We start from the raw sequence: 12,642 nt of genomic DNA, 5'->3' as shown, positions 1-12,642 counted from the left end.
TTTTTGATATTTGACTCCATATTATTAAAGCATATCGGTCTAGTCAATTTTATTTTTTTAAAATTTCTGTGTGTTAAATTCTTGAAATTAGCCCAAAAAGCAGTGATAAAGCCATTTTGATAAAGCATAATCTTTTTTTGACCAGCAAAATTAAAATTTTTATGAATTTTTACAAATATGAAAAGCAAGAAAACGGATAAAAACCGTTTTTCGAACTTTAAAAGGCGTTTTTTCAAAACCAGGAGAAATTGGTAAGTAATTCTGCTATACTTCTGTTTACAAAATACGCAAACAAGAAAGAGAGCTAGCATCTATGAAACTTCTTAAAATCATTCTCTTGCTTTTACTAATCGTCGTTGGTGTAGCAACAGGCTATATTCAGCTGGAGCAAAGTAAACAAGAGACGACGAATTCATCTTATGACAAAACCATTCACTTCCCATCAGATCGTTACCCAGAAACCGCGAAGCACATAGAAGAGGCAATTGATGAAGGCCATTCATCCGTATGTACGATTGACCGTAAACATAGCGATGAACAGAGAGACCAATCACTTCATGGCATCCCAACAAAGCGCGGGTATGATCGGGACGAATGGCCGATGGCGATGTGTAAGGAAGGAGGAACAGGAGCTTCTGTCAAATATATCAGTCCTTCAGATAATAGGGGAGCAGGCTCATGGGTCGGTCATCAATTATCGGATGATCCTGACGGCACAAGAATACAATTTATCATCGATTAACGCCATTTCCCTTTTCTATCTAAAAAAATTTTCTCGTAACTGCATACAGGTATTTCAAACATTTTTTTCATGCTGATAATCCTTAAAAAGGGGATTATCCTACCTTATACCTAAAGGAGTCAAAAAGCATGAAAAAAAAGGGAAAACTGAGGCTTGGTGCCAAAATTTTGCTGATCTTTTTAAGTGTCCTCATCATCTTTTCAGCAGTTGTTGGTTATGTGGTGAATCGTGAAATGACAGAAAACATCAAGCACATGGCCACTGAAAAAGTAAAAAGTGATTAAAGCTAGGCTATGCCTACCTAGATGAAAAAGTGGCAGGCTCGTGGCTGATAAAAGATGGCAAGCTTTATAAAGGGGATACCCCAATCAATGATCATGATACATTGGTTGACCAATTAGCTGAATATACCGATGATACCATCACAATTTTCCAAGGGAATACCCGTGTCGCGACGAATGTCATGTTAAACGGAAAACGAGCTGTCGGTACAGAAGTCTCACCTGAAGTGAAGGCCACTGTATTAGATAAAGGAGAAAACTATTACGGCACAGCAAATGTTGCCGGGAAAGACTATCAAACGGCTTATATGCCGATCAAAAATGAAGCAGGCAAAACGATTGGTATTTTTTATACGGGCGCCAATCAAAGCATGATTTCACAAATGCTTCAGTCATTCTATATTCAATTTGTCATTGTTCTGTTGTTAAGTTTAATTGTTGCAGTTATCATTATTTCTATTTTCACAAAGCGGTTTCAGTCACGCCTCAAGTGCATAGCTTCTGCCATTAAAAGTGCCGGCGAAGGAAATTTAACCATCAATGTGTCGAATACGGCAGGCGATGAACTGTCTGACCTGGCTGGTCATTTCAATAAGATGCGGGAAAAATTAAATCAAACCATTCTTAATGTCATGAACACATCTGAATTAGTGGCCACCTCATCTGAGCAGCTTTCAGCTAGCGCAGAAGAAACAAGTGCAGCATCAGAAAAAATCACCCACAGTATTCAAGAAGTAGCTCAATCATCAGAAGAACAATCTGCTCAAATGACAACAAGTGAGCACACGATGATTCAAGTATCTAACGAGCTGGCAAACATCACGGAAAATGCGGAACAAATGGCTTCAAGAAGTCAATTGCACAAGAAATGGCCCTAAAAGGTGTACAGAATATTGGGGAAGTAAACTCACAAATGACATCTATTGCAAAATCAATAGAGGAAAATGGGACAGCCATTCAAAGCATTAGAAACACGTTCAGCTGAAATTGATCATATTTCCAATGTTATTACAGACATCGCTAATCAGACAAACCTGCTTGCTCTTAACGCAGCAATTGAAGCAGCACGAGCAGGCGAGCATGGAAAAGGTTTTGCGGTTGTCGCAGACGAAGTGAGAAAGCTCGCTGAAGAATCTCAAGCATCATCAAATATGATTTCCCATCTCATTTCTGAAATCCAAAAAGAGATGACTCATTCGACGAATGCCATCAAACGAGTAAAAGAGGAAGCGGCTCAAGGGACTGTACTTATTTCTCATACAGAAGAATCATTTATTGATATTCAACAGTCAATGAGAGAAATGGCAGATGGCATCAAGCATTTATCTAGTGCATCACAAAAAATCGCAGCTTATACAAACGATGCGAAACAATCCTTTGCCACTATCACAGAAGGCGTTAAACTAACGAGTGAACATTCACAGCAAGTAGCCGGTTTAACAGAAGAACAATTTGCCGCAATGGAAGAAGTAACAGCATCATCAGAAGCTCTTGCCCATTTAGCAGGAGATTTAAAAGCAAGGGTTTCGCAATTTCACATCTAGATTCCTCAAATAGAAGCGCAAGACGGCGACAATCGTCTTGCTGCCTAACATTCTCTTCAAGAATCATTCTTTCAATCATTCACATTCCAACGAAAATCTATGTATAAAGGAGTTTTTTAAATGAATAAGTTAAACCAAGCCTATTCCCTATCTATCTCTTATCACCAAATCACCGTATACACCGGAAGCAAAACACCACCTGTGATTGATTGGTCAGATGATGACATTCTTCAAGGATTCGCCATGGGAGATCAGGGTGTGTCCTTTGAAGGGGTCAACAACGGAAAAGCATCTATTACTGTAACTTTAAATAGCGATATGCCCCCAGCCTCGGCTGACAGAACAGTTACAGTGCCTTTTACGCATGCAAGCGATCAAGTTTATATCACAAGCGTCATGGCTCAGGTGCTGTCTTTCCCTATTCCAAAGGGAGACTATCAGCTCACCTGCTATACCTCACAGCAGCCTGATCAAGACCTTTATCATATAAATTTCCAAACTGTGTAGATCACGACTGATCGTACAAATCAAGCCACTTTTCCGCAAAGTCTACTGATTCTCTCACCGGCAATAAATATGAACTGGCAAGTCCGATTTGACCGTGATCATGAGTGCCTCCTGATTGCAGAAAATCACGACCGATCTGCTCAAATAGTTCTTCTCTTGTGATAATATCTTGGTACTCTTTCCATACCCTCCAACCATTTTCTAAGATGGGAGCTCCTCTTGTCATGAGGTCTTGCTGAGGGATGCGATATTCAGCAAGATGGAAAGCTGTCAGGCTCTCAAATGACGTACCAATCAGCAGCACCTGAGCCTGAAGATCATACATGCGGGCTAGAGGCGAATGTTCTCCTAATCCAAAAGAAAGTGCGTGGTGTTTCAGAAGCTCATGTTTCCTTTTGCCCCAGGCTGTGAATGAAAAATGAGGATGATTGCTTCTCGCCACGCCTGGGTATTTCCAAAACGTTTCCGCTACCTTTCCCATTGCTGTTGGCGTCGTGTATGCTGGATCAAATGCAGGCATCGTCTCTTTGATCGATTTCCACCACGAAAAAGGAACAGGCGGATCGATCCAATCAGCGGGATCAGAAAGCTCTAACGTTTGTGCCGGCATGATCAGTGTCCCCTCTTCTGATAAGGTTTCCATCAATGCTTGTATGAGGGCAACAGCGCCTCCGTTTACCCAGCCGATAGATGATAAAGATGAGTGAACACATAAAATCATGCCTTTTTTCACACCAAGTTGAACCAAGTCTGCTTTGATTCTTTCCTTTGTCATCGGTTCAGCTTGATTTTTGATTAATTTTTTCATCGTTCCTTTTCCTCCTGCGTCTCTTCTATTACTGATGAATGAGACGTTTAACCGCAATAGACAGTTTATAATTTGCGTAATTTGTCAGCTCCGTTAAAAACAGATCCAGTTCATCATGACTGGAAAAATGGCCTTCAGCCATATAACAGCCCTCACCACTTATTTTAAACAAGTTCTTGATCTCTTCCTGTTGGTCGAGAAACGACAGAAGTGGTTCGTGATGATGACTGCGGGTATAGAGCTGCATAAATGTTTGGATGGTCTTTTGAGTCCGCCAGTCAATCGAAATGGTATATGCTTCAATCACACCCTCTTCTTCAAGCTTTAACACACGATTTGCAACAGCTTGACCGGTTAAATGAACTTTTTCACCTAGTGCTTTCATGGTCAATCGGCTGTTTTTAGAGAGCTCTTTTAATATATCCATATCGGTTTGGTCTAACATTGGCTCACCTCTTTCAAAAATCAAGTCCTTCTGCTGAAAGACTTTCATTACCCTCTGTCATATGGAACTCTTTTAATATACTGTAAACTTAATCAGAAAAAAAGGAGGCCTTTTCATGAAAATCACGCTCATTCGGAATGCTACTTTATACCTTCAATATGGTCAGGCAACTTTCTTCATTGATCCCTTTTTAGCAGCAAAAGGAACATATCCACCGTTTCCTCATACAGCCAATCAACATTTGAACAATCCTATTGTTGATCTGCCTGTAAACATTGACTTAGACAACATGTTACACCCAGATGCTGTCTTACTCACTCATTTGCACGTGGATCACTTTGATGACGAGGCAAAACAAAAATTAGCTCAAGACCAGCCCATTTATACGCAATCGGAGAATGACAAAAAAGAAGTTGAAGAAGCCGGTTTCCAGCATGTCACATGCATTGAAGACGAAATAGACATTTGCGGTGTTCATATTAAGCGGACAGGTGGACAGCATGGGACAGGAGAAACAGCGAAGCGGATGGGACAGGTCAGCGGTTTTGTTTTCTCTCACCCTGATGAACCTACCCTTTACATTGCAGGTGATACCATTTGGTGTGATGAGCCGAAGGAGGTTGTCAATACATGCAAGCCAGATGTCATTGTGGTTAATAGCGGAGCTGCTCAATTTTTAGAAGGCGATCCGATTACCATGACAAAGGAAGACATTTTAGACGTTCACCGTTCTCAGCCAAAAGCACAAATTGTCGCTTGTCACCTTGAGGCAGTGAACCATTGCTTGCTAACAAGAGCTTCTTTACAAGCTTACATTCAGGAGCATCATGCAGATCAAGCCATTTTTGTCCCTAAAGATGGTGAAAGCCTCACCTTCTGAAAAGATTCATAAATAATAAAAAACCGGCACCTCGCTGCCGGTTTCATCATTATGGTCGATGGTGCTGTGGTTTTTTCAGCAATGGAACGAATCCGTTATTTTCCAAATGATTGTAATGTTCATCCATTCGTTTGGTAATATGTGTACCTTGTTCCTTTGTTAACACACCATATTGAACGTATTTCTCAATCACTTCTTTTCGTTTAGAAAGAATTTGCTGCTCAAGCATTTCAATTTGTTTTTGTTGTTCTGTCGTTAATTTTACTTGATGCGTTACTGGACGCTTTTCCATTTGGGGTGTTTCACCATGAGCTGTTTCCATATAAAAACCAGGCAACAGCATCATCGATAATATGATTAAGCCACTTACTTTTTTCATCATTGTTATTCCCTCCTTTATTCGCAATTATTTTGTACGCACCTTCCTTTTTTATACATTATTTCACCACGCAAATTGCACATAATATTCTTACTTTTTCGCTTTTCTTCTGAAAACGTTGTCCTAACAGAAAAAGCGTGCTATGTTTTGTTTTGTATAAAAAATAGAGGAGGATTCTTAAATGAGTCGTTTTTATCATAGAAAATCGGTATGGGTGATGCTTGTTGTGTCTGCTTTCATACTTGTCATGTCTGCTTGCAGTCAATCAAGCTCTTCTCAGTCTGGAGATTCAAAGTGGGATGAGATTCAAAAGAAAGGGAAAATCGTGGTTGCTACTTCAGGCACCCTTTATCCAACGTCATATCATGATACATCTAATGGCAAGGATCAATTGACTGGTTATGAAGTGGAAGTGGTCAAAGAAGCGTTTAAACGCCTTGATGTGAAAGTAGAATTTAAAGAAATGGGCTATGATGGCATGCTGAGCGCCATTAATTCTGGTCAAGTGGATGCCGCTGCAAACGACATTGACATCACAGATGACAGAAAAGATAAGTTTGCCTTTTCAACTCCTTATAAATATTCCTATGGCACGGCGATCGTACGAAAAGATGATTTGTCTGGCATTAAAACGTTAAAAGATTTAAAAGGAAAGAAAGCAGCTGGTGCTGCCACAACGATTTACATGGATGTCGCTCGCAAGTACGGTGCGAAGGAAGTCATTTATGATAATGCGACAAACGAGCAATACTTAAAGGATGTCGCTAATGGTCGTACAGATGTCATTCTAAATGATTATTACTTGCAGACACTAGCTCTTGCTGCATTCCCGAAATTAAATATTACGATTCACCCTGACTTAAAATACATGCCAAACGAACAAGGTTTTGTGATGAAGAAAGACAACACAGAGCTTCAAAAAGAATTAAATCGTGTCTTAAAAGACATGAAAAAAGACGGAACCATGAAAAAGATTTCCGAAAAATTCTTTCATCATGCAGACGTCTCAAAGAAAATAGATGCTGATGTCGAAGATGTCGACATTTCTAAATAAGGAGCCGCAATCGTGGGAGATATTCATTTAGAATATATATTTAATCCTGCACTGGCAAAGGCGTCATTTCCATTTGTCATGAAAGGCATCTGGCTGACGCTGCTCATTTCCTTTGTGAGCATGTTTTTTGGTACAATTCTTGGCTTTTTTATTGCGCTTGCCAGAATGGCGAACACGTGGATGCTTCGGCTGCCTGCACGGCTGTATATCTCATTCATGCGAGGCGTGCCCATTCTGGTGATTTTATTTATTCTTTATTTTGGATTCCCTTATATCGGGATTGAATTTACAGCGGTCACTGCTGCCATTATTGGGTTCAGCTTCAATAGCGCTGCCTATATTGCAGAAATCAACCGGGCGGCTCTCTCCTCTGTTCCGAGTGGACAGGTGGAAGCTGCCAAGTCACTAGGTCTCAGCTATTGGCAAACGATGCGCGGTGTCATTTTACCTCAATCTGTCCGCATCGCACTTCCGCCATTGACCAATGTCATGCTCGATTTAATCAAAGCCTCCTCACTGGCTGCGATGATTACTGTACCCGAGCTCTTCCAGCAAGCAAAAATTGTAGGTGGACGCGAATTCGATTATATGACCATGTATATTTTGGTCGCACTCATTTACTGGGGCATTTGCAGCGTAGTCTCATTGCTTCAAGACTTTTTAGAAAAGCGCTATGCGAAATATCTGTAATAAAGGAGAGCAGATCTCATGGATCTGCTCTCTTTTGTATTTAGCTTTAATGTATCAGCCATAACCACACATATAACCCTAGTAAAGTAAGGATCAAGGTTGGGATGGTCAGGATGATTCCGGCTTTCATGTATGCACCCCAAGAAATATGGACGCCCTTTTTCTTGAGAACATGAAGCCACAGCAATGTCGCCAATGAGCCGATTGGCGTCATTTTCGGACCAAGGTTGGAGCCGATGACATTGGCATAAATCAGTCCGTCTCTCATGACGCCTGCTGTATCTGTATGACCGATCGCAATCGCATCAATTAACACAGTGGGCAGATTGTTCATGACAGAAGACAGCACTGCGGCAAGCACGCCCATAAACATCGTTCCCGCAAGCAAGCCATGCGATGCGCCTTGTTCGATCCATGCCGCCAATATTTCTGTGAGACCGACATTCTTCAGTCCATATACGACGACATACATGCCAATTGAGAAAAAGACTATGGACCACGGTGCTTCTTTTATGACGCGTTTTGTCGCCACTTGCGGACTTCTTCTCGCCAGCCACAAGAAGACAAGGGCAATACCGCCCACAATGATGGAGACCGGAATCCCAATGAGTTCTCCTGCAAAATAACCGACAAGCAGACAGCCAAGCACATACCAAGACAAGCGGAACATGCGGATATCTCGAATAGCTGATGCCGGCTCTTTCGCTTGTGACAGATCGTATGTTTTTGGGATGAGCTTCCGGTAAAACACATAAAGCACTAGCATGCTCGCTCCAAGCGACACAAGGTTTGGCACGAACATGTTCGCTGTATATTCTAGAAACCCAATATGAAAATAGTCGGCTGATACGATATTGACCAAGTTACTAATGACAAATGGCAAGGAGGTTGTATCTGCAATAAAGCCGCTCGCCATCACAAAAGGCAGGATCATCTGCTCATCCAGCTTTAACGCTCTCACCACAGACAAGACGATCGGGGTCAGAATCAGTGCCGCTCCATCGTTCGCAAAAAAAGCAGCCACGACAGCGCCGAGCAATGTTAAATAAATAAACATGCGGACACCGTTCCCTCTTGCGGCTTTTGCCATATGCAGTGCAGCCCATTCGAAAAACCCAATTTCATCTAAAATTAACGAAATAATAATGATGCCAATAAACGCAAATGTCGCGTTCCATACTATATGCGTCACTTCCCACACATCGCCCAGATGAACGACACCAAAGACAAGGGCAAGAATGGCGCCTCCACATGCTGACCATCCAATGGTTAAACGTCCTGGCTGCCAAATGACAAGGACGAGGGTCAGGATAAAAATCAAAATGGCCAAGGTGACTGCTCCCAAAGGTGGCCCCCCTTTCATAAAATCCTTACCTATCATACAACGAAACGCAGCAGTTGTATGCCATTTTCACATGAAAACCCGCAGGTGATCCCGGGCACCTGCGGATTCGATGACTATTGATCCTTTTTCATCAGCATCAATTCAATAAATAACTCACATCGCTGACTGAAGTGACTTAAATCAATTGAGGTCATATCAAAGATTTGTTTCATTCGATAGTTTAATGTATTTTGATGAATAAACAACTGCTCTGCAGCAGGCTTTAGCTTGCAGTTATTCAATAAGTAGACTTCAAGCGTTTTTAAAAAAGAAGTTTGGCTGTCACGGTCTTTTTCCTTCAAACGTAACAAATCTGGATTGAAATCATTTTTCTTTTTTTGATGGCTGTAAATCGAGTCTAAGAACCGGAAAACCCCCAGATTCTCGTAATCATATGGAATCAGCTCTTGCCCCCCAACAATTTTCACAGCCTTCACGACCTCTATCGCTTCAAATCGACTTGTACTCATTTTCATGACATCTCGATACTCTCTTCCCATCCCGATATACAGCGGCGAAGGATGGGCATGCGTTTTCGATTGCAGATGAGCGATGACGTCAGCCGCAGTCGCTTTCGGTGAGTGCCGGTCTGACAAGCTGCCCAATATCACGACAATGTCGGCTTGAACGGAGTATACGTGATTCACCTTATCTTCTAGCTGCAAATACGTTCGAATGACATCCTTCACGTCTTCTGCCGTCTCACTTTTGTTATCGGCAGCGTGTACGACCATGACAGTAAATACCGCTGGCAGCGGGATGCTTAAATTCTCAGCCTCCCACTTCAGTTCTTCTTCTGTATAAAAATGATCATCCATGACCTTTTTGAAAAATTCTTCAATCTTGCCTTCCTTTTTCTCCAGCTGTTTTTTATTCTTATAAATCACTTTTCCCACTTGAAAGGAAGCTTCATGCAAAAATTGCAGCTCCTCCTGCGTGAGAGAATCCTCAATGTCCTGCACCCAAATAAAGCCCACAACCTCTTGTTTGTGCTTGGCGCTCACAGCCACCCGCCGATTAAACCCGAGCTCGTCATGACCGCTCACATAAAAAGGCTTTGACTCCTTGTGAAGCCGCTCGATGACCCCTGTTTTCTTTAACCAATCGACTACAGACCCCGGACATTCCTTTGAGAAAATCGTTTGCTGATTGACTGGGTCAAACTGCTGTATGCTGTAAGAATTATAAGCAAGGAGCTGGCACTCTGTGCTTTCTAAAATCACTGGTTTTTTTAAATACCCGCTAATAAATGCAATTAACTTATCGACATCAAAAAATGTATGAAGCTTTTCTAATATCTCTTCCATCCCGATTGCTCCCTGATTAAGTGATACATTTATCATACTTCTTTCCGGACAGATTTGCATAGAAACAAGTCGTAGACAAGCAAAAAAAGCATGAACCCGTGTGCACAGGTTCATGCTTTTCCAACTTAAAACATTTCACTAATCGTTTTTGCCTGCATGTGTAGAGCTAGGTAATCTGGACCGCCTGCTTTTGAATCGGTTCCTGACATTTTGAATCCGCCGAATGGGTGGTATCCCACGATGGCTCCTGTGCAGTTACGGTTAAAGTAGAGGTTCCCTACATGGAACTCCTGCTTCGCACGGTTGATATGATCACGATTATTGGTAATGACAGCACCTGTCAAACCATATTCCGTGTTGTTGGCTACTTCAAGTGCCTCATCAAAGCTAGACACTTTCGAGAAGGCCAAGACAGGTCCGAAGATTTCTTCTTGCATCAAACGAGATGTTGGCTCAAGATCTGCAAAAATGGTTGGGTGAATGAAGTATCCTTCCGAATCATCACTCGTTCCGCCAGTCACTAAGCGGCCTTCCTGTTTGCCCACCTCGATATAATCCGTGATCTTGTCAAAGGACGCTTGATCAATGACAGGTCCCATGTAGACATCCGCAGAAAGAGGATTCGCTGTTGTTTTTGTTTCTGTGATTTCCTTCACTCGCTGGACCACTTGGTCATACAGCTTCTCGTGGACGACAGCCCGAGATCCAGCCGAACATTTCTGACCTGAAAAACCGAAGGCTGATGTGAAAATGGCATTAGCCGCTAATTCGACGTCTGCATCCTCATCTACAACCACTGTATCTTTACCGCCCATTTCAGCAATGACGCGCTTTAAATGCTGCTGACCTGGCTGTACTTTTGCCGCGCGTTCAAAGATACGTGTCCCTACTTCTCTTGAGCCAGTGAATGTAATCAGGCTTGTTTTCGGATGATCTACTAAGTAATCTCCGACCTCTGCTCCGCTTCCTGGTACAAAGTTCACCACACCCTTTGGAAGACCTGCTTGCTCAAGCTCTTCCACAAAACGTGCCGCAATCACAGGAGTTGCACTCGCTGGTTTTAAGACAACTGTATTCCCAGTGACGATTGGTGCTACTGTAGTTCCTGCCATAATGGCAAACAAGAAGTTCCACGGCGGAATGACGAGTGTCACGCCAGTTGGTGTGTATACGTATTGATTGTGTTCTCCTTCGCGGCTGTTCACTGGTTTGCCTTTCGCCAGCTCCAGCATTTGACGAGCATAATATTCAAGGAAGTCGATCGCTTCTGCTGTATCTGCGTCCGCTTCATTCCAAGGCTTACCTGCTTCTTTGACAAGAAGGGCTGAATACTCATGCTTTTTACGGCGAATGCTTGCCGCAGCACGGAAGATGACGCTGGCTCTTTCTTCTGGAGACGTATAGCGCCAAGTTTCAAATGCTTTCGCCGCAGCCTGAACCGCTTGTTCTGCCTCTTCTTTTCCGGCCTTTGATACGGTTCCAACGACTTCATCCTTTTTCGCTGGATTGATCGAGATAATCTGGTCTTTCGTTTCGATTCTTTCTCCATTAATCACGAGCGGATAGGTTTGACCAAGTGATTCTGTTACCTTTGCTAATGCTTGTTCAAACGCTTTGCGGTTTTCTTCCTGGCTAAAATCCGTGAATGGTTCATGTTTGTAAGGTGTTGTCATCTTTGTCACGCTCCCGTTTCAAATTATTTTCTCGTCATCCCTTTTAAAGCAAAGGCAATGTTTGCCGGCCGTTCTGCAAGACGTCTCATGTAGTAGCCATACCACTCTCGTCCATACGGGGTATAGACCCTCATTTGATAGCCTTCCTTCACAAGTGCCTGCTGCGTTTCTGATCTCATGCCATACAGCATTTGAAATTCGAACTGACTTGTCGGTATATTGTGTTTTTTCACAATATTTTTCGTAAACTCGATCATTTGATCGTCATGTGTCGCAATGGCTGTATAGTTCCCTGTGAGTAATTGCTTTTCGATCAGCTTTTGATAATTCTGATCGACGTCTTTTTTGTTTGGATACGCCACTTCGGCGGATTCCTTATAGGCACCCTTTACAAGTCTTAAAAATGGCTGAAGCTCATTTAGGTCATCAAGATCCTTTTCTGTTCTGTACAAATACGCCTGCAGGACCGTACTGACATACTCATATTGAGATTTCATCTCTTTAAAAATGTCCAGCGTTTTTTGACAGCGCTGTTCATCCTCCATATCGATTGTCACCATGATACGGTGTTTCTCTGCCGTATCTAAAATGCTTTTCATATTGCGATACACAAGGTCATCGTCAATATCCAGGCCAAGTGATGTCATTTTGAGTGACACGTGGGAATTGAGTCCCGCCTCAGCAATCCGCTGAATGGTTTGAATACACTCATTCGTCCGCTCATTTGCAATCTCTGCCTTTGTGACAAACTCACCAAGGTGATCGACTGTTACAGCCATTCCTTGATCATTTAATCGTTTAATGACAGAGATAGCGCTCTCAAAATCTTTCCCACCGATGATTTTCTTAGATGCAACAGCACTTCCCCAATTACGAGCAATATGGTTCAAGAGACTGCTCTTTGACAAAAACAAGAAGAAATTTCTTGTGACCGACTCCATAAAGGGC

Annotated in this window: 15 protein-coding genes; 8 read left to right on the top strand and 7 right to left on the bottom strand. The window is 42.4% G+C overall.

Annotated elements, in window-relative coordinates; all coding sequences use genetic code 11:
- The first annotated feature begins 313 nt into the window (after window positions 1–313).
- The 5 genes from GKC25_RS01820 to GKC25_RS01810 all read left to right on the top strand — a co-directional run bounded on the left by GKC25_RS01820 (window position 314) and on the right by GKC25_RS01810 (window position 3,074).
- Window positions 314–742 (top strand): NucA/NucB deoxyribonuclease domain-containing protein, encoded by a 429-nt coding sequence (locus GKC25_RS01820; RefSeq protein WP_034664156.1) that lies wholly within the window; start codon window positions 314–316, stop codon window positions 740–742.
- Between the two features lie 128 nt (window positions 743–870).
- The gene (locus tag GKC25_RS18430; protein ID WP_268496291.1) at window positions 871–1,026 is read left to right on the top strand and encodes a hypothetical protein; all 156 of its coding nucleotides are present in this window, start codon (window positions 871–873) and stop codon (window positions 1,024–1,026) included.
- Between the two features lie 29 nt (window positions 1,027–1,055).
- Window positions 1,056–1,901, top strand: a complete 846-nt coding sequence (locus GKC25_RS18425; RefSeq protein WP_254637611.1) for a methyl-accepting chemotaxis protein — start codon at window positions 1,056–1,058, stop codon at window positions 1,899–1,901.
- A 66-nt stretch (window positions 1,902–1,967) separates the two neighbouring features.
- Entirely contained in the window at window positions 1,968–2,567 is a 600-nt protein-coding gene (locus GKC25_RS18420; RefSeq protein WP_425389169.1) for a methyl-accepting chemotaxis protein, read from the top strand.
- A 120-nt stretch (window positions 2,568–2,687) separates the two neighbouring features.
- Window positions 2,688–3,074: a competence protein ComJ gene (locus tag GKC25_RS01810; protein WP_106038505.1), complete on the top strand. Its 387-nt coding sequence runs from the start codon at window positions 2,688–2,690 to the stop codon at window positions 3,072–3,074.
- Between the two features lies 1 nt (window position 3,075).
- Here GKC25_RS01810 and GKC25_RS01805 read toward each other — a convergent pair whose 3' ends face one another.
- Together GKC25_RS01805 and GKC25_RS01800 are read right to left on the bottom strand one after the other, a co-directional pair.
- Window positions 3,076–3,882 (bottom strand): aminoglycoside N(3)-acetyltransferase, encoded by an 807-nt coding sequence (locus tag GKC25_RS01805; protein WP_307499020.1) that lies wholly within the window; start codon window positions 3,880–3,882, stop codon window positions 3,076–3,078.
- A 28-nt stretch (window positions 3,883–3,910) separates the two neighbouring features.
- On the bottom strand, window positions 3,911–4,327 hold the full coding sequence (locus GKC25_RS01800) for an Lrp/AsnC family transcriptional regulator (protein WP_034664465.1): 417 nt from the start codon (window positions 4,325–4,327) through the stop codon (window positions 3,911–3,913).
- A 115-nt stretch (window positions 4,328–4,442) separates the two neighbouring features.
- Between GKC25_RS01800 and GKC25_RS01795 the strand changes: the two genes are divergently transcribed.
- Window positions 4,443–5,207, top strand: coding sequence for an MBL fold metallo-hydrolase (locus tag GKC25_RS01795; RefSeq protein ID WP_060595506.1), 765 nt, complete (start codon window positions 4,443–4,445; stop codon window positions 5,205–5,207).
- A gap of 49 nt (window positions 5,208–5,256) precedes the next feature.
- On the opposite strand, the gene GKC25_RS01790 is transcribed toward GKC25_RS01795, so the two are convergent.
- Window positions 5,257–5,586: a YckD family protein gene (locus GKC25_RS01790; protein WP_034664467.1), complete on the bottom strand. Its 330-nt coding sequence runs from the start codon at window positions 5,584–5,586 to the stop codon at window positions 5,257–5,259.
- A gap of 181 nt (window positions 5,587–5,767) precedes the next feature.
- On the opposite strand from GKC25_RS01790, the gene GKC25_RS01785 reads away from it, so the two are divergent.
- Together GKC25_RS01785 and GKC25_RS01780 are read left to right on the top strand one after the other, a co-directional pair.
- The gene (locus GKC25_RS01785) at window positions 5,768–6,640 is read left to right on the top strand and encodes a transporter substrate-binding domain-containing protein (RefSeq protein ID WP_187704325.1); all 873 of its coding nucleotides are present in this window, start codon (window positions 5,768–5,770) and stop codon (window positions 6,638–6,640) included.
- 12 nt (window positions 6,641–6,652) lie between these two features.
- Window positions 6,653–7,330 carry an amino acid ABC transporter permease gene (locus tag GKC25_RS01780; protein ID WP_034664171.1) on the top strand — a complete coding sequence of 226 codons (678 nt, stop codon included), beginning with the start codon at window positions 6,653–6,655 and terminating at the stop codon, window positions 7,328–7,330.
- Between the two features lie 46 nt (window positions 7,331–7,376).
- Here the strand turns inward: GKC25_RS01780 and GKC25_RS01775 are convergent, their stop codons facing one another.
- The 4 genes from GKC25_RS01775 to GKC25_RS01760 form a co-directional block, all read right to left on the bottom strand.
- Entirely contained in the window at window positions 7,377–8,675 is a 1,299-nt protein-coding gene (locus GKC25_RS01775) for an arsenic transporter (RefSeq protein ID WP_316250403.1), read from the bottom strand.
- A 113-nt stretch (window positions 8,676–8,788) separates the two neighbouring features.
- Window positions 8,789–10,021, bottom strand: coding sequence for a PucR family transcriptional regulator (locus tag GKC25_RS01770; RefSeq protein ID WP_095285946.1), 1,233 nt, complete (start codon window positions 10,019–10,021; stop codon window positions 8,789–8,791).
- A 125-nt stretch (window positions 10,022–10,146) separates the two neighbouring features.
- Window positions 10,147–11,694, bottom strand: a complete 1,548-nt coding sequence (pruA, locus tag GKC25_RS01765; RefSeq protein ID WP_187704323.1) for an L-glutamate gamma-semialdehyde dehydrogenase — start codon at window positions 11,692–11,694, stop codon at window positions 10,147–10,149.
- Window positions 11,695–11,717: 23 nt separating this feature from the next.
- Window positions 11,718–12,635 carry a proline dehydrogenase family protein gene (locus tag GKC25_RS01760; protein WP_034664177.1) on the bottom strand — a complete coding sequence of 306 codons (918 nt, stop codon included), beginning with the start codon at window positions 12,633–12,635 and terminating at the stop codon, window positions 11,718–11,720.
- Window positions 12,636–12,642: the final 7 nt, after the last annotated feature.

The organism is Bacillus pumilus, from assembly GCF_038738535.1.
Lineage (GTDB): Bacteria > Bacillota > Bacilli > Bacillales > Bacillaceae > Bacillus.
Note: the sequence above shows the minus strand (reverse complement) of the source record. Positions and strands in the feature narration are given on the sequence as shown.